This window comes from Ferrovibrio sp. (assembly GCF_019636075.1).
In the GTDB taxonomy this organism is placed as follows: Bacteria; Pseudomonadota; Alphaproteobacteria; order Ferrovibrionales; family Ferrovibrionaceae; genus Ferrovibrio.
This window is the reverse complement of sequence record NZ_JAHBYG010000042.1, coordinates 1-24,699: the sequence shown is the minus strand read 5'-3', so window position 1 is coordinate 24,699 and position 24,699 is coordinate 1. Positions and strand designations below refer to the sequence as shown.

Here is a 24,699-nt window from a genome sequence, read left to right as displayed (position 1 = left end):
CACGCATTCGTTAGCCGAATACGCTTTCCAGCGGCTGGCAAATCGTGTTCGATAAAGTCATGAAGAATCGCATCATCCCGGCCCTTGCCGCCCCTGCCCTGCTTTTCGCCCCCGGCCTGCTTTTCGCCGCCACTCTGCTTTTCGCCGCGCAAACCGGCTTTGCTCAAGCCAGGCACGGCCTCAGCAGTTTCGGCGATTTGAAATACCCGGAAAGCTTCAAGCATTTCGATTATGTGAATCCCGATGCGCCCAAGGGCGGCACGCTGCGGCAATGGCAGCTTGAAAGCTTCGACAATCTCAATCCGCTGATCCTCAAGGGCGTGACAGCGCAAAGCCTGGCGCTGACCCAGCAAAGCCTGATGCGCCGCGCAGCCGACGAACCCGATGCGGTTTATGCCGAAGTGGCGCAGAGCGTGGAACTCGGGCCCGACCGCGCCTGGGCGGCCTTCACTCTCGATCCCCGTGCACGCTGGCATGATGGCAGCCCGATCACTGCCGAGGATGTGGTATTCACCTTCGAATCCACGCTGAAGGAAGGCCATCCGCAATACCAGTTGATCCTGGCCGATCTGGACAGCGTGAAGGCGGAGGGCCCGCGCCGCGTGGTGTTCCGTTTCAAGCCCGGCGAAACCCGGCGCGACCTGCCGCTGCTGGTAGCGCAGATTCCGCTGCTGGCGAAAAGCTGGTTCAAGGATCGCCCCTTCGCCCAACCCACCGCCGAGCCGCCGCTGACCAGCGGCCCCTATCGCATCGAACGCGTGGATGCCGGGCGTTCGCTCAGCTTCCGCCGCGTGGCGGATTGGTGGGCCAAGGATCTGCCGGCCAATCGCGGCCAGTTCAATTTCGATACGGTGCGCGACGATTACTACCGCGACCGCGATATCGCCGTGGAAGCGTTTTTCGCCGGCGAATACGATTATCGCGTGGAGATCACCGCCCGTGTATGGGCCACCGGTTATGACGGCAAGCCCGCCGTGAAGGAAGGCCGGATCAAGCGCGAGGTGTTGCCCGACCATACGCCCTCTGGCGTACAGGCGTTTTTCCTCAACGCCCGCAAGGACAAATTCAAGGACGCCCGCGTGCGCGAGGCGCTGAACCTGGCTTTCGATTACGAGTGGATGAACAAGACGCTGTTCTACGATCTCTACAAGCGCACCCGCTCGATGTTCGAGAATTCCAGCATGGCCGCCACCGGCCTGCCAAGCCCGGCAGAACTGGCTTTACTGGAACCCTATCGCGCCAAGCTGCCGCCGCGCGTCTTCACCGAGGAATTCAACCCGCCCACCACCGATGGCAGCGGCGAGAACCGCGACAACCTGCGCAAGGCCACGCGGCTGCTGCGCGAGGCCGGCTGGAGCATCAAGGACAAGCGGCTGCAGAATGCCAAGGGCGAAGCCTTCGAGATCGAATTCCTGCTGTTCGAGCCCAGCTTCCAGCGCATCCTCTCCCCCTTCATGCGCAACCTCGAACGCCTGGGCATCCACAGCACGATCCGCAGCGTGGATGTTTCGGCCTATGAGCAACGTATGCGCAATTTCGATTACGACATCATCATGCGCCGCATCGTGCAGCCGATGACACCCGGCGTGGAGCAGCGCAATTTCTGGAGCAGCCCCTCGGCCAATGTCACCGGCAGCTTCAATTTCTCCGGCATCCAGGATCCGGCGGTGGATGCGCTGGTGGAAAACCTGGTGGCAGCGAAAAGCCGCATGGATTCCGTGACGGCGGCGCGTGCGCTGGACCGCGTGCTGACCTGGGGCTGGTATGTGATCCCCAACTGGTATAGCGGCACCAACAAAGTGGCGATGTGGGACCGCTTCGGCCGCCCCGCCAAGGCACCAGACTTCGATCTCGGCCTGCTGGAAACCTGGTGGATCGATCCGGCCAAGGATGCCAGGCTGGGGCTGCGGCGATAGGCTAATCCGTCGCCGTTTCGATCCGGTCCATGTCGTCATCCGACAGGCCGAAATGGTGGCCCACTTCGTGGATCAGCACATGGCGCACCACGCGATCCAGCGGCTCGGCGGTTTCGCACCAGTAATCAAGCAACGGCCGGCGATAGAGATAGATCATCGCCGGCAAGCCGCCATGGCCGGCCACCTCATCGGCCAATGTGCGGCCATGATACAACCCCATCAGCTCGAAGGGATTTTCGATCTCCATGGCCTGCAGCGTTTCGTCATCGGCGAAATCCTGCACGCGGATCGGCACATTGCCGATAAACTGGCCGAAAGCTGGGCGCAGGCGCTCCAGCGCGGCTTCGCCGAGCGCTGCAAGGTCGTCCAGGCTGGGGGGGAGCATCTGCGGTTGTGCGGCCATGCGGCGATTTGTCCAAAGCGTGATGGGGTTCCAGCCTTGGGCAAAGCCGGTGGCTGGGTTATAGGATTACCCCTAACATCTGTTCCGGGTGGAGGAAAGCATGGCGATTGCAAAACTGGATGGCGCCGCACGGGAAGCTGCCCTGGCTGCATTGCCGCATTGGCGCCTGCTCGATGGCCGCGACGCAATCTTCCGCAGCATCCGCTTCAAGGATTTCAACGCCGCCTTCGGATTCATGGCCTGCGTGGCCTTGGCCGCCGAAAAGGCCGACCATCACCCTGAATGGTTCAATGTGTGGAACCGCGTGGATATCACGCTCACCACCCATGATGCCGGCGGCCTGAGCCAGCGCGATGCGGCGCTGGCAAAAGTGATCGATGCCTTTGCCGCCGCCCATGGTGGCGTTTCCGGAAGCGGCGATACTCAGAACGGACAATCATCATGAGCAATGCAATACGCGGCTTGCGACGCGGCCTTATCATCGTTGTGGTTTTGCTGGCGGCGGGTTTTGCCTGGATCAGCCTGTCGGGCTGGCTGGCCCAGGATGGCAGCGACGGCAATGGCGGCGGCGGCGGCGTGAACGAGGTGAGCATCGGCGGCCCCTTCACGCTGACCGATCAGGATGGCCGCAGCGTTACCGAGAAGGATTATGCCGGCAAGCTGATGCTGGTGTATTTCGGCTTCACTTCCTGCCCCGATATCTGCCCCACCGGCATGCAAACCATTGCCATCGCCCTGGATGACCTGGGTGCCGATGCCGAGAAGGTGACGCCCATTCTGGTCAGCGTGGATCCCGAGCGCGATACGCCCGAGGTGATGAAGGACTATGTCTCCAGCTTCCACGAGCGCATGGTCGGCCTCACCGGCACGCCCGAGCAGATTGCGGCGGCGGCGAAAGCCTACCGGGTCTATTACCAGAAAGTGCAATTGCCGGGTTCCAGCCTGGATTATTCCGTGGACCATTCCGGCTTCATCTATCTGATGGGACGAGACGGGAAATATCTGGCGCATTTCCGGCACAATTCCACCCCGGAAGAGATCGCCAAGAAACTGCGTGCCAGCTTCTGAGCAATCAGCACAGCAGCCCAAACCTACAGGCCTGGGGCTTGTCTTCTGGCCCGGGGCCTCTATCCTCACCTATGTTGCAGTGCAATATTTAACTGTTCCTGCAGTCTTTTGCCTGTAACATTGCGTTCGCGGCGCATCGCTGATTCGGCGATCCGCCGCGCTACATAGGGGTGGGCCCGCATGCTTTACAATCTGCATGAGCTGCAACATGCCGCTCTGGCGCCTGTGCGTCTGTTGGCGGAAGCGCAATCGCATTTCCTGCAACTGCCTTTCCTGCCCGGCAATTTTACGCCGGCGGCGCGCAGCATGGCGGCTGGCCTGGAAGTATTCGAGCGTATCACGCGCCGCTATGCCAAGCCGGAATTCGGCCTGCACAGCACCATGATCGAAGGCAAGCCCCATGCCGTGCAGGAAACGCATCCGCTGGTGCTGCCATTCTGCCGCCTGAAGCATTTCAAGCGCGAAGGCCTGAACCGGAAACAGAAAGATTCCAGACTGCTGATCGTGGCGCCGCTTTCCGGCCATTACGCCACGCTGCTGCGCGGCACGGTGGAAGCCCTGCTGCCCGATCACGAGATTTACATCACCGACTGGGTGGATGCCCGCAACGTGCCGCTGGCCGAGGGCGCCTTCGGACTGGATGACTATATCGACTACGTGATCAACTTCCTGCATTTCCTGGGCCCCAACACCCATGTGATGGCGGTGTGCCAACCCAGCGTGCCGGTGCTGGCCGCCGTGGCGCTGATGAGCGCCGCGAAGGATGCCTGTACGCCCAGTTCGATGACCCTGATGGGCGGCCCGATCGACACCCGCATCAGCCCCACCACGCCGAACAACCTGGCGCAGGAGCATCCGATCGAGTGGTTCGAGCAGAATGTGATCAACCGCGTGCCGTTCAACCATCCGGGCTTCATGCGGCGGGTCTATCCCGGCTTCATCCAGCTGACCGGCTTCATGACCATGAATCTGGATCGCCATGTGAATGCCCATGTGGAATTGTTCCATCACCTGATCAAGGGCGACGGCGACAGCGCCAACCAGCACCGCACATTCTATGATGAATATCTCTCGGTGATGGACCTGCCGGCGGACTATTATCTGGAAACCGTGGAACGCGTATTCCAGAAGCATCTGCTGCCGAAAGGCGAATTCACCTGGCGCGGCCAGCGGGTGGATACCGGCGCGATCCGGCGCACCGCGCTATTCACCGTGGAAGGCGAACTGGACGACATTTCCGGCATCGGCCAGACCCAGGCGGCGCAAACCATCTGCCCCAACATCCCCAAGGCGATGCGCCAGCATCACCTGCAAACCGGCGTGGGCCATTACGGCGTGTTCAACGGCCGCCGCTGGCGCGAGCAGATCGCCCCGCGCGTGGCCGCTTTCATCGCGGCTCATGACAAGCCGCCTGCGAAAGCATAAACTGCCCGCCATGCCCCGCGAAAAACCTTTCTGGCGCGCCAAGACGCTGGACGACATGAACCGCACCGAATGGGAGTCGCTCTGCGACGGCTGCGGCAAATGTTGCCTGTACCGTCTGGAAGACGTGGATGCCGGCACCTGCGAAACCACCAACGTGGCCTGCAAGCTGCTGGATGGCGCCACCGGGCAATGCTCGGATTATCCCAACCGCAAAAAGAAAGTGCCCGACTGCATCCAGCTCACGCCCAAGAAAGTGGCGAAGATGGATTGGCTGCCGCTCTCCTGCGCCTATCGCCTGGTGCATAAGGGCCGCGACCTGCCCTGGTGGCACCATCTCAAGACCGGCGACCGCGAGCTGGTGCACAAACTCGGCCTGTCGGTGCGCGGCCGCTCGGTTTCCGAACTGGATGCCGGCCCGCTGGAACACCACATCGTCAGCTGGGTAGATGCCAAGGGCCCGCCCAAGCCGAAGAAAAAGCCGAAGCTTAAACCAACCGATCCCACATAAAGAAAAACCCCGGCGATTGCGCGCCGGGGTTTTCCTTGAATGCTCCGAAACCGCTGATTATTCAGGGGTGTCGTCGTTTTCCTTCTTGGCCTTGGCGCTGCGCATGGCGGCACCCAGGATATCGCCGAGCGAAGCGCCGCTATCGGCGGAGCCATACTGCTCCATCGCTTCGCGCTCTTCCTCGATCTCGCGGGCCTTCACCGACAGGCTCAGCTTGCGGGCCTTGCCGTCGATGGTGACGATCTTGGCATCCAGCTTGTCGCCCACCGAGAAGCGGTCCGGACGCTGTTCGTCGCGGTCGCGGCTCAGTTCGGCCTTGCGGATATAGCCCTGCACGCCATCGCCCACCGAAACGGTGATGCCGCGCGCATCCACGGCGGTGACCGTGGACGTGACCACGCTGCCCTTCTTCAGGCTGCCCAGCGACTGGAACGGATCATTGGCCAGCTGCTTGATGCCGAGCGAGATACGCTCCTTCTCGGTATCCACGTCGAGCACCTGGGCCTTCACGATCTGGCCCTTCTGGTAATCCTTGATGGCTTCTTCGCCAGCCTTGTTCCAATCCAGGTCGGAGAGATGGACCATGCCATCCACCTGACCGTCGAGACCGATGAACAGACCGAATTCGGTGATGTTCTTGATCTCGCCCTCGATGATCGAGCCGATCGGATGCTTGTCGGCGAAGGCATCCCAGGGGTTGGACATGCACTGCTTCAGGCCCAGGCTGATGCGGCGCTTGGCCGGATCGACCTCGAGGATCATCACTTCCACTTCTTGGCTTGTGGAGACGATCTTGCCAGGATGCACGTTCTTCTTGGTCCAGCTCATTTCGGACACGTGCACCAAGCCTTCCACGCCCGGCTCCAGCTCCACGAAGGCGCCGTAATCGGTGATGTTGGTGACGCGACCGATGAACTTGGCGGTCACCGGATACTTGGACTTCACGCCCTCCCACGGATCCGCCTCGAGCTGCTTCATGCCGAGCGAGATGCGCTGGGTTTCCGGATTGACGCGGATCACCTGCACCTTAACGGTCTGGCCGATATTCAGCACTTCGGAGGGATGGTTGACGCGGCGCCAGGCGATGTCGGTGACATGCAGCAGGCCATCCACGCCGCCCAGATCCACGAAGGCGCCGTAATCGGTGATGTTCTTCACCACGCCATCCAGGATCTGGCCTTCGCGCAGGTTGGACACCAGTTCCGAACGGGCCTCGGCGCGGCTCTCTTCGAGCACGGCGCGGCGCGACACCACGATGTTACCGCGGCGGCGATCCATCTTCAGGATCTGGAACTGCATCGGCTGGTTCATCAGCGGGCCGACATCGCGCACCGGGCGCACGTCAACCTGGCTGCCGGGCAGGAAGGCCACGGCGCCCGACAGGTCGACGGTGAAGCCGCCCTTGACCTTGCCGAACAGGATGCCTTCCACGCGCTGGTTGGCATTGAAGGCCTGTTCCAGCTTCTCCCAGGCTTCTTCGCGGCGGGCCTTGTCGCGGCTGATCACCGCTTCGCCCATCGCATTCTCGATCCGCTCGAGATAGACCTCGACCACATCGCCCGCCTTGATCTCGGCGGCGCGGCCGGGGCCGGCAAATTCCTTCATCGCGATGCGGCCTTCGCACTTCAAGCCCACATCGATCAACGCGTAGTCATTCTCGATCGAGACCACCACACCCTTAACGACCGAACCTTCCATCAGGTTCGAGGAGCTGAACGACTCGTCCAGCAGGGCGGCGAAATTCTCAATGTCGGTCGGCTCGGCCACCTGGGCCAGAGCTGCTTTACCTTTAGCCATCTGTTCTCCTGGAGCCTCGTATTCAAAGCGCGTCGGCGGGTCTTGCTTGAACCTGCCGCGAGGAAACGCGTATTCGGCCGGACGCGTCAGCCGAAAGGCTTGAGGGGTTGACCCGGCGCCGCGTCAGCGACCGGATTTTTAGGGACTGAGCTTGGCCGACACCAGTTTTGCGGCAGCGGCAACGGCCGCTTCTATATCCAATCCGGAGGTATCGAGCAAGTGGGCATCCTCGGCAGGCTTCAGCGGCGCCGTGGCACGGGAGGCATCCTGGGCATCGCGGCGGCGCAGATCGGCCAGCACATCGGCCAGCAACACGGCCTCGCCCTTGGCCTGTAACTCCTTGAATCTACGCTCTGCCCGCACTTCGTCGGAGGCCGTGACGAACAGCTTCACCGGCGCATCGGGGCAGATCACCGTGCCGATATCGCGGCCATCCAGCACGGCACCCGGCGCATTCTGCGGCGGCTGGCTGGCAAAACGGCGCTGATACTCCAGCAAAGCCGCCCGCACGGCAGGAATAGAGGCCACTTTGGACGCCGCAAGACCGACCGCCTCGGCCCGCAGGTCTGGGACCGATAGATCAGAGGATTCAAGGCTTTGTGCTATCTTTGCAGCAAAATCGGCATCCGACGGATCGCCGCCCTGTCGCAGCAGCTTCGAGCCTACGGCACGGTAGAGCGAACCGGTATCGAGATAGGCAAAGCCAAACCGTGCGGCCAGCGCCCGGGCCAGAGTACCCTTGCCGGCCGCCACAGGGCCGTCGATTGCCACTACAAATGCCATGCCGCCCTCGTGCCGACCATTCGGGCGGCTGGTTTAGCCTGTTCTGCCTTCCGCGCAAAGCCACTGTGAGCGAGCGGGCCTTATTTGCATCGAACACGGCAATGCCACCGAAAATCATAATTTTGGAAAATATACACGCAATAATACACAACTCGGAAGTGAGGATGTCAGCCCGACATATCGTTAGGTTGCTTGCTGCTAGAGAAACCCTCCATAGTAGCGACAGTTCCAGCATCTGAACCCAGCGCCACGGAGGCGGTGTTGCGCAATTCTTTGCGCCTGATACTCGGCAAAAGTCCGGGGCAAGGCTTAGGCCGCCTGCCCCGGCTGATGGTGGTGCTGTTCGCCCTGCTGGTTCTAGCCGGCATCTGGGGCATCGCGGCCAATCAGATCTATGCCTATCGCGACCGGCTGCACCAAGATGCCTATACCGAGCTGGAGGGTGCCCAGAAAGCCCTGCATGCGCATATGCGCCGCGCCATGGAAGCCACCCTGGTGATGATGGCCACCACCGATTACCTGCTGGCCGATGGCCTCACCGCAATGAACGATGTAGAGCACCTGCTGCAGAAGTTGCAGAGCTTCGATATCGAGCCGATCCAGATCGGCCTGGTGGACCAGCAACGCATGGTCTGGCGTCTGGGGGCGCGAGACAAGACAACCGATGTGCATGACCGCGATTACGTTGCAGCCCTGCGCCAGGCCGATGCCGGGCAGATCTACGTGGCGGCCGTAAACCGCAGCCGGCTGAGCGGCCAGGAAGTGATCACCCTGGCCATGAAAGCCAGCCATAACCGCCATGGCATCGATATCATCGTGGCCACCGTACCCACCCTGCATTTCAAGGAAGCCTACCGCGACCTGCTGCTTTCGGCCCCCACCTTTCTGGGCATCCTGCGCCAGGATGGCCTGGTGCTGTATCTCACACGCGACGAAGCCGGCGTGGTGGGCGACCGGCTGCCGGTGGGTTTTCTCGACGAATTGCGCCGCAATCAGGGTAACAACGGCGTGGTTGAATACACCGCCTCACGCAATGTGCGCCGTTTGCTGGCCGGCTATGCCTTTATCGACAATCCGCCGCTGGTGGCTTTTGTGGGTATCGATAAAACCTTGCTGGACCAAAAATGGCGCGACGCGCTGCCATTGCCGCTGGCCCTGGGCGGCGGCGGCACATTGCTGGTGCTGGGTTTCATGGCGTTGATCCTGTGGCTGATGGCGCGCAGCGATGCCGAGGCCCTGCGGGTGCGCGAGGCGTTGCACCAGGCCGAAGCGGCCAACGAAGCCAAGCGGCATTTCATGGCGCGTATGAGCCACGAATTGCGCACGCCGCTGAATGCCATTCTGGGCTTTTCGGAAGTGATCGGCGGCGGCATGCTGGGGCCGATCAGCCAGACCTACCAGCGCTATGGCCTGGATATCCATCGCAGCGGCGAGCATCTGCTTTCGCTGGTGAATCAGGTGCTGGAAATCGCCCGCCTGGATGCCGGCGCCGCGCTGCTGCAAGACGCACCGCTCACTTTGAGCGAAACCATTTCCCAGGCCGTGGAAACCATGCGCCACGCCGCGGACGCCAAACACCTCAGCATCAGCGTAGGCACCTTGCCAGATATGCGGCTGCAGGCCGATCCGCTGTTGCTGCGGCAGATGCTGCTCAACCTGCTGTCGAATGCCGTGAAATATTCAGAACCCGGCGGCCATATCGAAGTGGCGGCAAACCGCCAGCGCGACGGCCTGGCGATTACGGTGCGCGATACCGGCTGCGGTATTTCGGAAGACGAGAAACCGCATATCTTCGAACCCTTCGGCCATGGCAATGCCATGGTGGCGCGACCGCAGGATGGCTTCCGCCTCGGCCTGCCGATCGTGCGCGCGCTGATCGAATTGCATGGCGGCCGTATCGAATTGCAATCGGCGCTGCGGCAGGGCACCGCCGCCACGCTGCATTTCCCGCCCCGCCGGGTGCTGGATGCGGCCTGAATTTCCCGCGCCTGGCTCTACGCGCCGATCGGACGCATCTGGCCGGTCGCCAACTCATCGGCAAAGCGATGATTCACATCGCGATGGCCGGCCTCGTCGGCCCGCACCGCGATCACCACATCGCGCAGCCGCGCCTGCTGCGGCAGCTTCCAATAGGCTATGGCGATTTCGGGTGCTGCCACATTCTCATGCCGGCCGGCATCGATCTCGGCCAGATATTGCGTGTAGCTGACCACCGCCTCTTCCTCGAAATATCCCACCACGCGATGCGCGGTTTTCGGCGCCAGCAGATACAGCACGAAAAAGGCGTTGAAGAACACACCCTGCACCAGCAGGATCAGCAGGCGCTCCAGCGCATTAGGCTTGGCGATCTCGATGAAGGTCATCAGATGCATGCGCTCGTTTTCGGCTTCGTCGAGCAAGGTCTTGATCCAGCCGCGATCATCCTGCATGCGGCGCAGGCTTTTCAGATGGTTGAGCATGCCGCCCACCATGCCGGGCACGGCGGCCACGGTTTCCAGCACCACGGCGCGATGGCCATAGCGCTTGGCGAAAAAGGTATCGGCGAAAAAGCGCAGCAGCTTCACGAAACCGAAGGCGAAGCGGTCGCTGATACCGCTCGGCCGGTGGTGGCTATCAAGAGTGATGGCATCGACATGGGGCGTGGTTTGCATGGCGGATTTCTCCTTTGCGCACGAGCTTAACGCTCCTGCCGGGATTAATATTGGTGCGCAGCTTCCGCATTGCTATGCGACCGAATGCCCTGCGGCAGTTTGCCATGCGGCAGAATGACCCCATTCTACCCGGCAATCCAGCACAAACACGGCTCAACATGCGGGGAGAATTTCTCGTTTGCCAGCAGCCCGCCGGATCGCTTCAATGCCGGCCATGACAGCCCCTGATTCCCTCGCCTGGGCAGCCTATGCCTGGATCCCCATCACCATATGGGCCGCCGCCTGCCAGACCGTGCGCACCGGGCTGCAAAAGCAGCTCAAGGGCCGGCTGAGCACCAATGGCGCCAGTTTCACCCGCTTCCTCTACGGCATGCCGCTGGCGCTGCTGTATCTGACCGCCGTTGTGCATTTCACCGGCCTGTCGGTGCCGGCGCCGCATTGGGCATTCATCGGCTGGCTGCTGGTTGGCGCCACGTTCCAGATATTTGCCACCAACCTGCTTATCCTGGCGCTGACCTTGCGCAATTTCGTGGTCGGCACCGCCTATTCCAAGACCGAGGCGATCCAGGCGGCGATTTTCGGATTGCTGCTGTTGGGCGAGGCGGTGAGCCCCGGCGGCATCGCCGCGATCATCCTGGGCACCATCGGGGTGATGCTGATCTCGCTGAAACACGCCGACAACAAACTGCATGCCTTTCTGCTCGGCTGGACCGAGCGTTCGGCCCTGATCGGTATTGCCTCGGGCGGATTGTTTGCGATTTCATCGGTGGGCTTCCGCGCGGCCGCCCTGTCGTTGGATACCGACAACATGCCGCTGGCCGCCGGCACCACCCTGGCCTGGGCTACGATCTACCAAACCCTGGTGATGGCCTGCTGGCTGGCCTGGCGGGAAAAAGGCCAGATCGGCCAGGTGCTGGCAGCCTGGCGGCCCGGGATAATGGTCGGCATCGCCTCCGCCGCCGGTTCGGCCGGCTGGTTCACCGCCATGGCCATGCAGGTGGCGGCCTATGTGCGCATGCTTGGGCTGGTGGAAATGGTGTTCACCTTCCTGATGTCGTATCTGGTTTTCCGCGAAAGGCCGGCGCGGGCGGAGATCATCGGCGTGATGGTGCTGCTGGTGGGCATCGTGCTGGGCCTGGCCGTGCGAAAATAGGCCTTGCCTGATCCGCATGGGCTCACCACATTGATGCCATGAACAGCGTGACCGACAATACCGAACGCAGCCAGTATGAATTGCCCGTGGATGGGCAGATCGTGTTCGCGCGCTATCGCCGCAAGGATAACGTTGTGGCCATCCTGCATGTGGAAGCGCCGATGGCCTTGCGCGGATCGGGGGCGGCAGGCCGGCTGATGCAGGGCATCGTAGAGCTTGCACGCAGCCGCGATGAAAAGCTGATGCCGCTCTGCTCGTATGCCGCCGCCTGGATGCGACGGCACCCGGAAAGCAACGATCTTCTGGCCTGAGCGTCCGGCCCCAGATTGCCAAAGCCTAGTTGGCCGCCGCGAAAGCATCCAGTTCGGCCAGATGCGCGGCAATGCGTTCCGATGGCAGGAAGGATGCCGTAAAGGAATTGCGCGCCAGTTGCAGCAGATCCTCGCGGGTCAAATCCTGCGCCTCGGCGATGGCGCGGTAATTCTCGGCCACATAGCCGCCGAAATAGGCCGGATCGTCGGAATTGATGGTACAGCACAGGCCGGCGCGCAACATCTGCCGCAGGCTATGCTGGCGCAGATCGGAAAACACTTTCAGCTTGAGATTGGATAGCGGGCAGACCGTAAGCGGCACGCCCTCGCGCGCCAGCCGCTGCATCACGGCCGCATCCTCAACCGCACGCACGCCATGATCGATGCGCACGACCTTCAGCAGGTCCAGCGCCTCGGTGATATAGGAAGGCGGCCCCTCCTCGCCGGCATGGGCCACGGCCGGCAGGCCATGATCGGCAGCGCGGGCGAAAACGCGCTGGAATTTCGAGGGCGGATGCGCGCGCTCGGCGGAATCCAGCCCCAGCGCCTTGAAATGCTGCCGCCAGGGCAACAGCAATTCCAGCGTATCGAAGGCTTCCTGTTCGCTCAGGTCGCGCAGGAAACAAGGGATCAGCGCCCAACTGACGCCATAGCGCCGCGCACCTTCATTCAACCCGCCGAGCAGGCCCTCCATCACGGTTTCCAGCTTGAGGCCGCGCCCGGTATGGGTTTGCGGATCGAAAAAGATTTCCGTATGCCGCACCGTATCGGCAGCGGCGCGCGCCATGTAATCCAGCGCCAATTCATGGAAATCCACCGCCTCGCGCAGCACGGCGGCGCCTTGATAATACAGGGTCAGGAAACTTTGCAGATCGTGGAAATCATAGGCGGCGCGCAGGCTTTCCACGTCCGCGTAGGCCAGCCGCACGCCGTTGCGGGAAGCCAGCCGGAACAGCAATTCCGGCTCCAGGCTGCCTTCGATATGCAGATGCAACTCCGCCTTGGGCAAGGCCTGTACAAAGGCGGCAAGGGAGGCGCCATGCAGAACGCGCGAAGCGCCTCCCCCGCTCATTGCGTCAGATCACCGCGAACTTGACGACGAACAACACCGCCAAGATGGCCATCACCGGATTGATATCCGAGATTTTGCCCGACAGCGCCTTCAGCACCACATAGGTGATGAAGCCAAGGCCGATGCCGGTGGCGATCGAGAAGGTGAACGGCATCATCACTGCCGTGACGACGGCAGGGGCGTATTCGGTTACGTCTTCCCAGTCGATCTTGGCCAGGCTGGATGTCATCACGCAAGCCACAAAGACCAGCGCCGGAGCCGTGGCATAGGCCGGGATCGACGTGGCCAGCGGCGCCAGGAAGATGCTGAGCAGGAACAGCACCGCAACCACCGTGGCGGTGAGACCTGTGCGGCCACCCACGCGGATGCCGGCTGCGCTTTCGATATAGCTGGTGGTGGTGGAGGTACCGAGACCGGAACCGGCCACGGTGGCCACCGCATCGGCCATCAGCGCCTTGCTCAACCGCTTCAGCTTGCCATCCGGGCCCACCAGGTTGGCGCGCTGCGACACTGCTACCAGCGTGCCGGCCGTATCGAACAGATCGACGAACAGGAAAGCGAACACGATAGCCACAAGCCCCAGCGAGAAAGCTCCGGCGATATCCATCTTCAGGAAGGTGGGCGCCAGGCTGGGCGGCATCGAGGCAATGCCGTTGAACGGCGAGAGCCCCAGCGCGATGCCCAGCACGGTGACCACCAGGATTGCGATCATGATCGCGCCCGGTATCTTGCGATGATCGAGAACCGCGATCAGCAGAAAGCCGGCAATCGCCAACAGCACCGTGGCCGAACCGATCTTGCCCAGCGCCACCAGGGTGGCTGGGTGATCTACCACCAGGCCGCCATTCTTCAGGCCGATCAGGCCCAGGAACAGGCCGATGCCGGCGCCGATGGCCAGCTTCTGCGATTGCGGAATGGCATTGATGATCGCCTCGCGGATCGGCAGCAATGAGAGGATGATGAACAACACGCCCGACAGGAACACGGCACCCAGCGCCACTTGCCAGCTATGCCCCATCCCCAGCACCACGCCGTAGGTGAAATAGGCATTCAGGCCCATGCCCGGGGCCAGCGCCACCGGATAATTGGCATACAGGCCCATGATCGCGGTGCCGATTGCGGCGGCCAGGCAAGTGGCCACGAAAGCGGCGCCATGGTCGATACCCGCATCCTTCAGGATCATCGGGTTCACGAAAATGATATAGGCCATGGTCAGGAAGGTGGTGAGACCGGCCAGCACCTCGGTTTTTACCGTGGTGCCGCTTTCGGTCAGCTTGAAATATTGGTCGAGCATTGTCTGGTTCCCCCGCCGCACCACGATGGCGCGACTCCATCTTTTGCGTTTCAACTTTAGTCGCAGTTTTGGCCGTACGCCACGGGAATCTGACGCCCATTTAGGCAGCCTAAAAGCTGTGCTGGCTGCCCTGCGCATGCCTTACATTTGCCATGACCTGTCGTGTAGTTTGGGCCATGAGTTTCGAGCAAGCTGCAATCCTGATTCTACTCGCCGCGGCCCTGGTGCTGTTCGCCTGGGGGCGCTGGCGCCACGACCTGGTGGCCCTGCTGGTGCTGCTGGCCGCCGTATTGCTGGGCCTGGTGCCGGCCCGGGAGGCCTTCCTGGGCTTTGGGCATCCGGCCGTGATCACCGTGGCCGCCGCCCTGGTGATCAGCCGCGCCGTGGCCAAGACCGGGTTGCTGGACGATCTGGCCGCCCGCCTGGCAAACGGCGCCAAAAGCCCGGCCAGCCTGCTTCTGCTGCTCTGTTTGCCGGCCACCCTGGCATCCTCTGTGATGAACAATGTGGCCGCCCTGGCGCTGTTCATGCCGGTTGCCCTGGCAATCTGCGCGCAGGCCGGCAAATCCCCCAGCCTGGCCTTGATGCCGCTGAGCTATGTGACGGTGCTGGGCGGTGTGATCACCCTGGTTGGCACCCCGCCCAACATCATCATCTCCGGCATTCGGGCCGAACGGCTGGGCGAGGGCTATGCCCTGCTGGATTTCGCCCCGGTGGGCGGCGGCGTGGCCTTGGCCGGCGTATTGTTCATCGCCTTGGGCGGCTGGCGGCTGGTACCGCAACGCGCACCCGTGGCCGCCCAGAGCGGCGAGGTGCATGATTATCTGCTGGAGGCCCGGCTGGGCGCGGATTCTGCGCTGGCGGGCAAACCGCTGGCCGATGCAGTGGCGGCGATGGACGAGGCCGATGCCGAATTGCTGGGCCTGCTGCGCGGCGGCGTGACCATTCCCAGCGCGGCACGCTGGACCGTGATGCGCGCGGAAGACACCTTGCTGATCCAGGCTGCGCCGGATGCCCTGGCCGGCATGCTGAAACCGCTCGGCCTTACCCTGGTGAAACCCAAACACGCCGCCATGGAGGATGCCCGGGCCGGCGATCTGCGGGTAGCCGAAGCCGTGGTGCGGCCGCATACCGCCATCGTGGGCGAAACCCCGGTGGATTTGCGCCTGCGCCAACGCCATCAGGTGAACCTGCTGGGCGTGGCGCGCGAAGGCGCCGGGCAATTCCGCGGCTTGAAGAACTGGCGCTTTGTCGGCGGCGACGTGCTGCTGTTGCAAGGCGAAGCCGAGCGGGTGGAAGATGCCATCAACCGCCTTGGCCTGTTGCCATTGGCGCCGCGCGATCTGAACCTGAAACCACGGCCCGGCGGCCTGCTTACCATGGCAATGATCGTGGCCGCCTTCGCAGCGCTTGCCGCCGGATTGGCGCCGGCCGCGATCTGCCTCACTGCCGCCGCCGTGCTGCTGCTGCTCACCAAGCGCATCGATCTGCGCGAAGCCTATGATTCCGTGGATGCCTCCGTGCTGGTGCTGCTGGGGGCCATGATGCCGGTGGGCGATGCGTTCGAAAGCACCGGCGCCACCCGGCTGATTGCCGATCTGCTAGCCGGGCTGGCCGGCGACCTGGGCAGTTTCTGGCTGTTGGCACTGATGCTGCTGCTCACCATGTTCATGTCTGATATCGTAAACAACGCCGCCACGGCGCTGCTGATGGCGCCGCTGGGCATCGATCTCGCCAAACGGCTGGATGCCAATCCCGATGCTTTCCTGATGGCAGTGGCGGTAGGTGCGTCCTGCGCCTTTCTCACGCCGGTCGGGCATCAGAACAACCTGCTGGTGATGGGGCCCGGCGCCTACCGCTTTAGCGATTATTGGCGCCTGGGTCTGCCCTTGGAAATCGTGGTGTTCATTGCCAGCCTGATCCTCATTCCCCTGGTCTGGCCGCTCTAGTTTCTGTATGCATCGCCTATGGCGCATTCAGATCCCACCCCGATCCTGTTCGTGCTGCCGTCCTATGCCGGCGGCGGGGCCGAGCGCGTGGCGCTGACGGTTGCCCATGGCCTGCATCGGCGCGGCCATCGCGTGGGGCTGATCCTGCTGGAAGCCCAAGGCCCGCTGGCCAATCTGGCGCATCCGGGGATCCCGCGCTTCGATCTGAAAACCCCGCGCCTGCGGGCGGCGCTGACCGGCATCGGCGGCGTATTGCGGCGGCTGGGCCCCAGCCGGGTGGTTTCCACCTTCGGGCATATCAATCTCGGCCTGGCGGCGATCAAGCCCTTCCTGCCGGTAGGCACCAGGCTGTATTTCCGCGAGGCCAACCTGCCATCGCTGAGCCTGGCGGCACAATCAGGCCTGCTGGTGAATGCCACCACATTGCGGCTGGCCTATCGCCTGCTTTATCCGCTGGCCGCCAAGGTGATCGCCACCTCTGAACGCATGGCCGACGAATTCCATTATCAGCTCGGCATCGCACGCGACAAATTGCAACTGCTGCCCAATCCGGTGGATAGCCTGGCGCTGCGTCGGCATGCACCGCTGCGCATGCCGGGAGAAGGCCTGCGCCTGGTGGCGGTGGGCCGCCTCACCCACCAGAAAGGCTTCGACCGTCTGCTGCCATTGCTGCATGCCATGCCCGACAATGCCGAACTCAGCATCCTGGGCGATGGCCCGATGCAGGCGGCACTGATCCAGCAAACACAGCAGCTCGGCCTGATGAACCGCGTGCATTTCGAGGGCTTCAAGCCCGATGCCGCGGCCTGGATCGCCGGCGCCGATGCGCTGCTGCTGCCATCGCGCTGGGAAGGCATGCCGAATGTGGCCCTGGAAGCCCTGGCGCTGGGCACCCCTGTGCTGGGCACGCCGGAAGCCGGCGGCCTGGCCGAAGTGGCGGCGGCAGCACAACGCGGCGCTGTCACGCTGGCTCGCTTCGATGCCGAATACAGCGCCGCGCTGGCCGCCTTGCAGCCGCAGCCCTTGGCCGACAATGAGGGCGCCCGCCCCAGCCTGCTGCCCTGGCAGTATGAGCTGGACCGCGTGCTGGATGGCTGGGAGGCCTTACTGGCTTGACCCGTATCCTGCATGTGATCAACGGGCTTTCCAGCGGCGGCGCTGAAGCGATGCTGACCCGTCTGTTGCTGTTGCGGCAACCCGGTTTGCAGCAAAGCGCCGTCACGCTGCTGCGCGGCGGATCGAATGCGCAGAAGCTGCGCCAGAACGGCGTGCCGGTGTACGATCTGGATCTGCGGTTCGGGCCGCTGGCCATCCTGCAACTGGCCGGCATCATCCGCCGCGAAAAACCCGATGTCGTGCAAAGCTGGATGTATTACGCCGACCTGGCAGCGCTGGCCGCGCTGCAGCTTTCCGGCCGGCGCGCGGAAACCCGGCTGATCTGGGGCATACGCTGCTCCGATATGCGGCTGGATCTCTATCGTCCCTGGCTGCGCGGAGCGGTAAGGCTGGCGGCGAAATTATCCGGCCGGCCCGATATCGTGAGCGTGAATTCCGCCGCCGGCCAGCAGGTGCATGCTGCACTCGGCTATCATCCGAAACGCTGGGCCCTGGTGCATAACGGTATCGAGCTGGACCGCTTCAAGCCCGATGCCGCCGCACGTGCGCAGATCCGCGCCGAACTGGGCATCGACGATGCCACGCCGCTGATCGCCTGCCTGGCACGCAACGATGCGATGAAGGATTATCCAACCTTTATCCGCATGCTGGACCTGCTGCCCGGCGTGAAGGCTTTCGCCGCCGGCATCGGCACGCAAAGCCTGCCCGATCATCCACGGCTTTTCCGGCTGGGCCGGCGCGACGATGTGCCTGCCCTGCTGGCCGCCGCCGATCTGCTGGTATCAAGCTCGGCTTTCGGCGAGGGGTTTTCCAACGCGATCGGCGAAGCGATGGCCAGCGGCCTGCCGGTGGTGGCCACCGATGTGGGCGATGCAAAATTGATCATCGGCGAGACCGGCCGCATCGTGCCGCCAGGCAATGCAGAGGCACTGGCCGAAGCCGCACGCAGCCTGCTGGCCCTGCCGCCCGAACGGATGACAGCCCTGCGCCAGGCGGCGCGCGACAGGATCGAAACCGAATTCAGCCTGCCGCGCGCGGCGCAGAGTTTCCGCCGGCTTTACGCCTAAAGCGCCTTCACCTTCTGGCGGAAGGCATGCAGCAGCGGCTCGGTATAGCCGTTCGGCTGGGTCAGCCCTTCGAATACCAGCGCGCGCGCCGCCTGGAAGGCCAGCGAAGCCTGCGGGTTCGGCGCCATCGGCTTGTAGAGCGGATCATTGGCATTCTGCGCATCCACCTTGGCGGCCATGCGACGGAAGGAAGCTTCCACCTGCTCGGCCGTGCAGATGCCATGCAGCAGCCAGTTTGCCATATGTTGCGAGGAAATCCGCAGGGTGGCGCGATCTTCCATCAGGCCGATATCGTGGATATCGGGCACCTTGGAACAGCCGATGCCCTGATCCACCCAGCGCACCACATAGCCGAGAATGCCTTGCGCGTTGTTGTCCAGCTCGTCGCGCACATCCTGTTCGGAATAATTGCGGCCCGTTGCCAAAGGCAAAGTCAGCAGCGCGGCTAGCGGCGGCACGCCCTCGCGCGCCACATCCTCGCGGCGCTTGAACACATCCACGACATGGTAATGCGTGGCATGCAAAGTGGCCGCCGTGGGGCTGGGCACCCAGGCGGTGTTGGCGCCGGTGCGCGGATGGCCGATTTTCTGCTCCAGCATGTCGGCCATGCGATCGGGCGCCGCCCACATGCCCTTGCCGATCTGCGCCTTGCCCGACAGGCCGCAAGCGATGCCGATGGCCACATTGCGCGGCTCATAAGCATTGATCCAGGCGCTGGCCTTCATCTCGGCCTTGCGCACCATCGGGCCGGCCTGCATCGCGGTATGCATCTCGTCTCCGGTGCGATCCAGGAAGCCGGTATTGATGAAAACGATACGGTTCTGCACGGCTTCGATGCAGGCTGCCAGATTGGCCGAAGTGCGGCGCTCCTCATCCATCACGCCCACCTTCACGATATGGCGCGCCAGACCCAGCAGATCCTCGATGGCATCGAACAAACGATTGGCAAAAGCGCATTCTTCGGGACCATGCATCTTCGGCTTCACGATATAAAACGAACCGGCACGGCTGTTGACGAAACGGCCCTGGCGCTTGAGATCATGCATGGCGATCAGGCTGGTGACGATGCCATCCAGGATGCCCTCGAAAGCCTCGCTGCCATCGGGCAGATGAATCGCCGGATTGGTCATCAGATGGCCAACATTGCGCACGAAAAGCAGCGAACGGCCCGGCAGGGCGAGGCTGCCGCCATCGGGCGCGGTGTATTGCCGGTCGGCCTCCAGCGCGCGGACAAGCGTGCGGCCGCCCTTCTCGAAACTGGCTTCCAGATTGCCCTGCATCAGGCCGAGCCAATTGGCATAGGCCTCCACTTTGTCTTCCGCATCCACGGCGGCGACCGAATCTTCCAGATCGACAATGGTGGTGAGCGCCGATTCCAGGATCACATCGGCCAACCCGGCCGGGTCGCTCTTGCCGATCGGATGGCTGCGATCCAGCTTCAATTCGATATGCAGGCCGTTATGCCGCAGCAGCACCGCGCTGGGCGCGGCGGCATCGCCGCGATAGCCCACGAAGGCAGCGGCATCGCGCAAAGCCGGCAGCAGTTTGCCGCCCTGCACCGACCAGCCGGCCACATCGGCATGGCTGCCGCTTTGCAGCGGCACGGATTGATCCAGAAACGCCTTGGCCTTGGCAATCACCTTGGCACCGCGCGCCGGGTCGTAGCCCGGCTTGGTATTCGCTTCCTGCGGGATCGCATCGGTGCCGTAATAGGCATCATACAGGCTGCCCCAGCGCGCATTGGCGGCGTTGAGCAGGAAACGCGCATTCAGCACCGGCACCACCAGCTGCGGCCCAGCCATGGTGGCGATTTCGGGATCGACATTTTTGGTGGCGATGCTGAACGGCTTGGGCTCCGGCACCAGATAGCCGATCTCGCGCAGAAACGCTTCGTAAGCGGCGGCATCATGGGGCTTGCCCGCACGCGCCTTGTGCCAGGCGTCGATTTTGGCCTGCAGGTCGTCGCGCTTGGCCAGCAGGGCGCGGTTCTCCGGCGTGAAGCGGGCGAAGATATCGGCCACGCCCTGCCAGAAGGCCGCCGGCTGCAAGCCGGTGCCGGGCAGCGCCTTTTCCTCGATGAAACGGGCAAGAATGGCGGCCACCTTGAGGCCGGCGCGGTCGAGTGTTGCGGTCATTGTCTGGCATCCCTGTTTAACGATGGCGCCACAATAACCGCCCCGGCATTATTGCAAAAGATGGCAATAATTGAATACAGTCGTTCTTATGGAGAAATAATCTATGGATGCCGAATATCAGCTTTATGCCCGGGTGATCGAGACCGGCAGCCTGGCCGCCGCCGGGCGCTCGCTCAACCTGTCGCCGGCCATGGTGTCCAAGCGGATCGCCCGGCTGGAGGAAAGGCTGGGCGCCAAGCTGCTGCACCGGACCACGCGCAAGCTTTCCACCACCGAGGCCGGCCAGCGTTTTTATGAGCGCGTGGCGCAGATTCTGGCCGCCTCGCGGGAAGCGGAAAACCTGGTTTCGGGGATTGCCGGCGACCCGAACGGCCTGTTGCGCATCTCGGCACCCACTTCGTTTGGCCGCCTGCATGTGGCGCCGCATCTGAAACCCTTCCTGGATCGCTGGCCGCGCTTGCAGGTGGAGCTTGAGCTTTCCGATGCCTATTCCGATCTGGTGGCGGAACGGATCGACGTGGCGATCCGCGTGGCAGCCAATATCGAAGGCGGCCTGAGCGGCCACAAGCTGGCGCCCAACCGCCGCTTTCTCTGCGCCAGCCCGGCCTACCTGGCCGAACATGGCGCGCCCACCCGGCTGAAAGACCTTGCCCGCCATCGCCTGCTGGCCGCCGATGGGCAATTGCCCTGGCGACTGCAGGGGCGCCCGGGCTCGAAAGACAGCGGCCCGGTCAGCATTGCCGGCACCAGCATCCTGCGCACCAATTCCAGCGAGGTGGTGCGCGAATTGGCGCTGGCCGGCATGGGCATCGCCCTGCGTTCCACCTGGGATATCGGACCGGACCTGCGCGCCGGGCGGCTGCGCGTGGTGTTGCCCGAGCATCCCGGCGCCGCCGATGTGAACATCTTCGCCGTGCACCCGGCCAGCAATTACGTGCCGGCCGGCGTGGTGCGGTTCATCGAGCATCTGCGCAGGCTCTATGCGCCAGCACCCTATTGGGATGCCGATCTGGAACAGGCATTGAACACACATGCGTGATATGGCTTTATCCCGCGCGGCGTTTTCGTGTTACGGTGCGCCGATGATTCACCGACAGCCGCGACGCATTGCATGAGCGCCTATATCTTCCGCCGCCTGCTGCTGATGATCCCTACCCTGCTGGGCATCATGGTGATCAATTTCGTGGTGGTGCAATTCGCGCCTGGCGGCCCGGTGGAACAGGTGATTGCGCAGATCACCGGCACGGCGGTGGATGCCACCGCGCGCATAGCCGGCACTGCCGGCGGCGGCGACGGCGTGGGCATGAGCGGGGCTCAACCGGCCGCAGGCGCCGGCGCCAGCGGCGATCTGGGCAGCAAATACCGCGGCGCGCAGGGGCTGGACCCGGCTTTCGTGAAAAAACTCGAGCAGCAATTCGGCTTCGACAAGCCGGCCCATGAACGATTCTTCATGATGCTGGGCAATTACCTGCAACTGGATTTCGGCGAAAGCTATTTCCGTGGCCGCAAGGTGATCGACCTGATCGTCGAGAAACTGCCGGTTTCGATCTCGCTGGGCCTGTGGACCACCTTGCTTACCTACCTGATCGCGATTCCGCTCGGCATCGCCAAGGCGGTGCGCGATGGCACGCCGTTTGATACCTGGACTTCGGTGGCCCTGGTCATCAGCTATTCGATCCCGTCCTTCCTGTTCGCCGTGCTGTTGGTGGTGCTGTTTGCCGGCGGCAGTTTCTTCCAATGGTTTCCCTTGCGCGGCCTCACATCGGATAACTGGGCCGAACTGAGCCTGCTGGGCAAGGCCGCCGATTACGCCTGGCATATGGTGCTGCCGGTCATCAGCATGGTGATCGGCGGCTTTGCCGGCCTGGCCATGCTGACCAAGAATTCCTTCCTGGAAGAAATCAACAAACAATATGTGCAGACCGCGCGCGCCAAGGGCCTCACGCCCAACCGCGTGCTGTATGGCCACGTTTTCCGCAATGCCATGCTGATCGTCACCGCCGGCTTCCCTGCCGCGCTGATCGGCATCCTGTTCACCTCGTCGATGCTGATCGAAGTGATCTTTTCGCTGGATGGCCTTGGGCTGCTGGGGTTCGAGGCCGCCTTGAAGCGCGATTATCCGATCATGTTCGGCACATTGTTCATCTTCACGCTGCTGGGTTTGATCGTGGGGCTGATTTCAGACCTGATGTATGTGGCGATCGATCCGCGCATCGATTTCGAGAGCCGTAAGACCTGATGGCCCGCGCATGATTACCCTGTCGCCGATCAATCGCCGCCGCTTGCTGAATTTCAAGCGCAACCGACGCGGTTTCTGGTCTTTGTGGATTTTCCTTGCGTTGTTCATCCTCAGCCTGGGCGCCGAATTGATCGCCAACGACAAACCGGTGCTGCTGCGCTTCGATGGAAAATTCTATTATCCGCTGTTGGTGGATTATCCCGAAACCGCCTTCGGCGGCGATTTTGAAACCCAGGCGAATTACCGCGACAGCTACCTGCAAGACTTGATCGCCGAAAAGGACGGCTGGATGATCTGGCCGCCGATCCGCTATTCCTACCGCACGATCAATCTGGATCTGCAGGTTCCGGCGCCGGGGCCGCCCAGCACGGATAACTGGCTGGGCACCGACGATCAGGGCCGCGATGTGGTGGCACGACTGATCTATGGCTTCCGCATCAGCGTGTTGTTCGGCCTGATCCTCACCATCTTTTCGTCCATCATCGGCGTGGCGGCCGGCGCCGTGCAGGGCTATTTCGGCGGCCTGACCGATCTGCTGTTCCAGCGCTTCATCGAAATCTGGTCCGGCCTGCCCACATTGTATCTGCTGATCATCCTGGCCAGCGTGGTGCAGCCGAATTTCTGGTGGCTGCTGGGATTGCTGCTGCTGTTTTCCTGGATGAGCCTGGTGGGCGTGGTGCGCGCCGAATTCCTGCGCGCGCGGAATTTCGAATATGTGCGCGCCGCCCGTGCGCTAGGCGTGAACGATATCGCCATCATGTGGCGCCATGTGCTGCCCAATGCCATGGTGGCCACCCTCACCATGCTGCCCTTCATCCTCAACGGCTCGATCTCGACGCTGACGTCGCTCGACTTCCTCGGTTTCGGACTGCCGCCCGGTTCGGCGTCGCTCGGCGAACTCCTCCGTCAAGGACAGCGCAACCTCAATGCGCCATGGCTCGGCTTGTCCGGCTTCGTGGTGATCTCGCTGATGCTGTCGCTGCTGATCTTTATCGGCGAGGCGACGCGCGACGCCTTCGACCCCCGCAAGACTTTCAGGTGAGTTCCGTCGGTGGTATAATATTGGTGGTTTTCTACCATGGAGCCGCCCGATGGGCATGAACATAAAGAGTGAGGAAGCGCACCAACTCGCCAAGGCTATTACGGATCATACCGGAGAAACGATAACGTCGGCGGTCGTCGTTGCCTTGCGCGAGCGGCTCGCTCGGCTTCAGCGCGAGCGGGATGTCGCCGAGAAAATCAGGCGGATCGACGAAGTTCTAGCCCGATCCGGCCCCACGCCACCGGGGGTCACAAGTGACCATTCCGATCTCTATGACGAGTTTGGGCTCCCAAAATGATCGTCGACACCTCGGCAGTGTTAGCGATTCTCCTTGAGGAATCGGAAGGACCGGCATTCAAGCGGCTAATCGCCGAGACGCCGGGCGACCATGCGATCTCGCCAATGAACTATCTGGAGGCTGCAGTGCGTGTTGATCGATTGCCGGTCAGGGGCAAGGCCGAGGAACTAGATCCACTGCTCGACGCACTGGACGTCAAAATCGCTGCTTCGACCGCCCAGCAAGCGAAGCTCGCGCGCGAGGCATACCAGCGCTTCGGCAGGGGCAATCACGCTGCCCAGCTCAATCTCGGCGACTGTTTCGCCTACGCACTGTCCAAGGCTCGAAGCGAGCCGCTGCTGTTCAAGGGCGACGATTTCCGCAAGACCGACGTCGAGGCAGCACTTTGAGCGAGCCTCTCCTTTCGGTCCGCGATCTCTCCGTCGCCTTCACCCAAGGTGGCCGGACAAGCGTCGCCGTCGACCATATCTCC

The 24,699-nt window shown here is 62.8% G+C and carries 23 protein-coding genes; 16 read left to right on the top strand and 7 right to left on the bottom strand.

Annotated features, from left to right (window positions below):
• Window positions 1-59 precede the first annotated feature (59 nt).
• Window positions 60-1,916 carry an extracellular solute-binding protein gene (locus tag KF827_RS15760; protein WP_291007404.1) on the top strand — a complete coding sequence of 619 codons (1,857 nt, stop codon included), beginning with the start codon at window positions 60-62 and terminating at the stop codon, window positions 1,914-1,916.
• A 1-nt stretch (window position 1,917) separates the two neighbouring features.
• Here KF827_RS15760 and KF827_RS15755 read toward each other — a convergent pair whose 3' ends face one another.
• Window positions 1,918-2,319 (bottom strand): metallopeptidase family protein, encoded by a 402-nt coding sequence (locus tag KF827_RS15755; protein WP_291007401.1) that lies wholly within the window; start codon window positions 2,317-2,319, stop codon window positions 1,918-1,920.
• A gap of 100 nt (window positions 2,320-2,419) precedes the next feature.
• Here KF827_RS15755 and KF827_RS15750 point away from each other — a divergent pair, with 100 nt between their 5' ends.
• From KF827_RS15750 to KF827_RS15735, 4 genes are all read left to right on the top strand, one after another.
• Window positions 2,420-2,764, top strand: a complete 345-nt coding sequence (locus tag KF827_RS15750) for a 4a-hydroxytetrahydrobiopterin dehydratase (RefSeq protein WP_291007399.1) — start codon at window positions 2,420-2,422, stop codon at window positions 2,762-2,764.
• The gene (locus KF827_RS15745) at window positions 2,761-3,387 is read left to right on the top strand and encodes an SCO family protein (RefSeq protein ID WP_291007397.1); all 627 of its coding nucleotides are present in this window, start codon (window positions 2,761-2,763) and stop codon (window positions 3,385-3,387) included. Before KF827_RS15750 ends, KF827_RS15745 begins: the two co-directional genes overlap by 4 nt.
• A 180-nt stretch (window positions 3,388-3,567) precedes the next feature.
• Window positions 3,568-4,812: a polyhydroxyalkanoate depolymerase gene (locus KF827_RS15740; RefSeq protein ID WP_291007395.1), complete on the top strand. Its 1,245-nt coding sequence runs from the start codon at window positions 3,568-3,570 to the stop codon at window positions 4,810-4,812.
• A gap of 10 nt (window positions 4,813-4,822) precedes the next feature.
• Window positions 4,823-5,320 (top strand): YcgN family cysteine cluster protein, encoded by a 498-nt coding sequence (locus KF827_RS15735; protein WP_291007393.1) that lies wholly within the window; start codon window positions 4,823-4,825, stop codon window positions 5,318-5,320.
• A 57-nt stretch (window positions 5,321-5,377) separates the two neighbouring features.
• Here the strand turns inward: KF827_RS15735 and rpsA are convergent, their stop codons facing one another.
• Together rpsA and cmk are read right to left on the bottom strand one after the other, a co-directional pair.
• Complete coding sequence (rpsA, locus tag KF827_RS15730) at window positions 5,378-7,117, bottom strand: 30S ribosomal protein S1 (RefSeq protein WP_291007391.1); 1,740 nt, start codon at window positions 7,115-7,117, stop codon at window positions 5,378-5,380.
• 138 nt (window positions 7,118-7,255) lie between these two features.
• Complete coding sequence (cmk, locus tag KF827_RS15725; RefSeq protein WP_291007389.1) at window positions 7,256-7,900, bottom strand: (d)CMP kinase; 645 nt, start codon at window positions 7,898-7,900, stop codon at window positions 7,256-7,258.
• A 261-nt stretch (window positions 7,901-8,161) separates the two neighbouring features.
• On the opposite strand from cmk, the gene KF827_RS15720 reads away from it, so the two are divergent.
• Window positions 8,162-9,877, top strand: coding sequence for an ATP-binding protein (locus KF827_RS15720; RefSeq protein WP_291007387.1), 1,716 nt, complete (start codon window positions 8,162-8,164; stop codon window positions 9,875-9,877).
• 17 nt (window positions 9,878-9,894) lie between these two features.
• Here KF827_RS15720 and KF827_RS15715 read toward each other — a convergent pair whose 3' ends face one another.
• A complete protein-coding gene (locus tag KF827_RS15715) occupies window positions 9,895-10,551 on the bottom strand; it encodes an alternative oxidase (RefSeq protein WP_291007385.1) in 657 nt (218 codons plus the stop codon).
• A 214-nt stretch (window positions 10,552-10,765) separates the two neighbouring features.
• Here KF827_RS15715 and KF827_RS15710 point away from each other — a divergent pair, with 214 nt between their 5' ends.
• Window positions 10,766-11,704: a DMT family transporter gene (locus KF827_RS15710; RefSeq protein ID WP_291007383.1), complete on the top strand. Its 939-nt coding sequence runs from the start codon at window positions 10,766-10,768 to the stop codon at window positions 11,702-11,704.
• Between the two features lie 38 nt (window positions 11,705-11,742).
• Complete coding sequence (locus tag KF827_RS15705) at window positions 11,743-12,015, top strand: GNAT family N-acetyltransferase (RefSeq protein ID WP_291007381.1); 273 nt, start codon at window positions 11,743-11,745, stop codon at window positions 12,013-12,015.
• A 25-nt stretch (window positions 12,016-12,040) separates the two neighbouring features.
• On the opposite strand, the gene KF827_RS15700 is transcribed toward KF827_RS15705, so the two are convergent.
• The gene (locus KF827_RS15700) at window positions 12,041-13,087 is read right to left on the bottom strand and encodes an adenosine deaminase (RefSeq protein ID WP_291007379.1); all 1,047 of its coding nucleotides are present in this window, start codon (window positions 13,085-13,087) and stop codon (window positions 12,041-12,043) included.
• A gap of 4 nt (window positions 13,088-13,091) precedes the next feature.
• Window positions 13,092-14,381 (bottom strand): NCS2 family permease, encoded by a 1,290-nt coding sequence (locus tag KF827_RS15695; protein WP_291007377.1) that lies wholly within the window; start codon window positions 14,379-14,381, stop codon window positions 13,092-13,094.
• A 176-nt stretch (window positions 14,382-14,557) separates the two neighbouring features.
• On the opposite strand from KF827_RS15695, the gene KF827_RS15690 reads away from it, so the two are divergent.
• Genes KF827_RS15690 through KF827_RS15680 form a run of 3 tightly spaced genes read left to right on the top strand, consistent with a single transcriptional unit; the run spans window position 14,558 to window position 18,513 of the window.
• The gene (locus KF827_RS15690; protein ID WP_291007375.1) at window positions 14,558-16,330 is read left to right on the top strand and encodes an SLC13 family permease; all 1,773 of its coding nucleotides are present in this window, start codon (window positions 14,558-14,560) and stop codon (window positions 16,328-16,330) included.
• 18 nt (window positions 16,331-16,348) lie between these two features.
• Window positions 16,349-17,446: a glycosyltransferase gene (locus KF827_RS15685; protein WP_291007372.1), complete on the top strand. Its 1,098-nt coding sequence runs from the start codon at window positions 16,349-16,351 to the stop codon at window positions 17,444-17,446.
• Entirely contained in the window at window positions 17,443-18,513 is a 1,071-nt protein-coding gene (locus tag KF827_RS15680; protein WP_291007370.1) for a glycosyltransferase, read from the top strand. Before KF827_RS15685 ends, KF827_RS15680 begins: the two co-directional genes overlap by 4 nt.
• Here KF827_RS15680 and KF827_RS15675 read toward each other — a convergent pair.
• A complete protein-coding gene (locus KF827_RS15675) occupies window positions 18,510-20,648 on the bottom strand; it encodes a malate synthase G (protein ID WP_291007368.1) in 2,139 nt (712 codons plus the stop codon). The genes KF827_RS15680 and KF827_RS15675 overlap by 4 nt on opposite strands.
• A 103-nt stretch (window positions 20,649-20,751) precedes the next feature.
• Here KF827_RS15675 and KF827_RS15670 point away from each other — a divergent pair, with 103 nt between their 5' ends.
• From KF827_RS15670 to KF827_RS15650, 5 genes are all read left to right on the top strand, one after another.
• Window positions 20,752-21,687, top strand: a complete 936-nt coding sequence (locus KF827_RS15670) for a LysR family transcriptional regulator (RefSeq protein ID WP_291007366.1) — start codon at window positions 20,752-20,754, stop codon at window positions 21,685-21,687.
• A 72-nt stretch (window positions 21,688-21,759) separates the two neighbouring features.
• Window positions 21,760-22,887, top strand: a complete 1,128-nt coding sequence (locus KF827_RS15665; protein WP_291007364.1) for a microcin C ABC transporter permease YejB — start codon at window positions 21,760-21,762, stop codon at window positions 22,885-22,887.
• 13 nt (window positions 22,888-22,900) lie between these two features.
• Complete coding sequence (locus KF827_RS15660; RefSeq protein WP_367273145.1) at window positions 22,901-23,929, top strand: ABC transporter permease; 1,029 nt, start codon at window positions 22,901-22,903, stop codon at window positions 23,927-23,929.
• 49 nt (window positions 23,930-23,978) lie between these two features.
• Window positions 23,979-24,227, top strand: coding sequence for a type II toxin-antitoxin system VapB family antitoxin (locus KF827_RS15655; protein ID WP_291007360.1), 249 nt, complete (start codon window positions 23,979-23,981; stop codon window positions 24,225-24,227).
• Window positions 24,224-24,616, top strand: a complete 393-nt coding sequence (locus KF827_RS15650) for a type II toxin-antitoxin system VapC family toxin (protein ID WP_291007358.1) — start codon at window positions 24,224-24,226, stop codon at window positions 24,614-24,616. The genes KF827_RS15655 and KF827_RS15650 overlap by 4 nt, the downstream gene beginning before the upstream one ends.
• Window positions 24,617-24,699: the final 83 nt, after the last annotated feature.

Excerpts from the sequence above, each read along its gene's own strand:
- KF827_RS15760 (WP_291007404.1), top strand. The coding sequence starts at position 60 with ATGAAGAATCGCATCATCCCGGCCCTTGCCGCCCCTGCCCTGCTTTTC.
- KF827_RS15755 (WP_291007401.1), bottom strand. The coding sequence starts at position 2,319 with ATGGCCGCACAACCGCAGATGCTCCCCCCCAGCCTGGACGACCTTGCA.
- KF827_RS15750 (WP_291007399.1), top strand. The coding sequence starts at position 2,420 with ATGGCGATTGCAAAACTGGATGGCGCCGCACGGGAAGCTGCCCTGGCT.
- KF827_RS15745 (WP_291007397.1), top strand. The coding sequence starts at position 2,761 with ATGAGCAATGCAATACGCGGCTTGCGACGCGGCCTTATCATCGTTGTG.
- KF827_RS15740 (WP_291007395.1), top strand. The coding sequence starts at position 3,568 with ATGCTTTACAATCTGCATGAGCTGCAACATGCCGCTCTGGCGCCTGTG.
- KF827_RS15735 (WP_291007393.1), top strand. The coding sequence starts at position 4,823 with ATGCCCCGCGAAAAACCTTTCTGGCGCGCCAAGACGCTGGACGACATG.
- rpsA (WP_291007391.1), bottom strand. The coding sequence starts at position 7,117 with ATGGCTAAAGGTAAAGCAGCTCTGGCCCAGGTGGCCGAGCCGACCGAC.
- cmk (WP_291007389.1), bottom strand. The coding sequence starts at position 7,900 with ATGGCATTTGTAGTGGCAATCGACGGCCCTGTGGCGGCCGGCAAGGGT.
- KF827_RS15715 (WP_291007385.1), bottom strand. The coding sequence starts at position 10,551 with ATGCAAACCACGCCCCATGTCGATGCCATCACTCTTGATAGCCACCAC.
- KF827_RS15710 (WP_291007383.1), top strand. The coding sequence starts at position 10,766 with ATGACAGCCCCTGATTCCCTCGCCTGGGCAGCCTATGCCTGGATCCCC.
- KF827_RS15705 (WP_291007381.1), top strand. The coding sequence starts at position 11,743 with ATGAACAGCGTGACCGACAATACCGAACGCAGCCAGTATGAATTGCCC.
- KF827_RS15700 (WP_291007379.1), bottom strand. The coding sequence starts at position 13,087 with ATGAGCGGGGGAGGCGCTTCGCGCGTTCTGCATGGCGCCTCCCTTGCC.
- KF827_RS15695 (WP_291007377.1), bottom strand. The coding sequence starts at position 14,381 with ATGCTCGACCAATATTTCAAGCTGACCGAAAGCGGCACCACGGTAAAA.
- KF827_RS15690 (WP_291007375.1), top strand. The coding sequence starts at position 14,558 with ATGAGTTTCGAGCAAGCTGCAATCCTGATTCTACTCGCCGCGGCCCTG.
- KF827_RS15685 (WP_291007372.1), top strand. The coding sequence starts at position 16,349 with ATGGCGCATTCAGATCCCACCCCGATCCTGTTCGTGCTGCCGTCCTAT.
- KF827_RS15675 (WP_291007368.1), bottom strand. The coding sequence starts at position 20,648 with ATGACCGCAACACTCGACCGCGCCGGCCTCAAGGTGGCCGCCATTCTT.
- KF827_RS15670 (WP_291007366.1), top strand. The coding sequence starts at position 20,752 with ATGGATGCCGAATATCAGCTTTATGCCCGGGTGATCGAGACCGGCAGC.
- KF827_RS15665 (WP_291007364.1), top strand. The coding sequence starts at position 21,760 with ATGAGCGCCTATATCTTCCGCCGCCTGCTGCTGATGATCCCTACCCTG.
- KF827_RS15655 (WP_291007360.1), top strand. The coding sequence starts at position 23,979 with ATGGGCATGAACATAAAGAGTGAGGAAGCGCACCAACTCGCCAAGGCT.
- KF827_RS15650 (WP_291007358.1), top strand. The coding sequence starts at position 24,224 with ATGATCGTCGACACCTCGGCAGTGTTAGCGATTCTCCTTGAGGAATCG.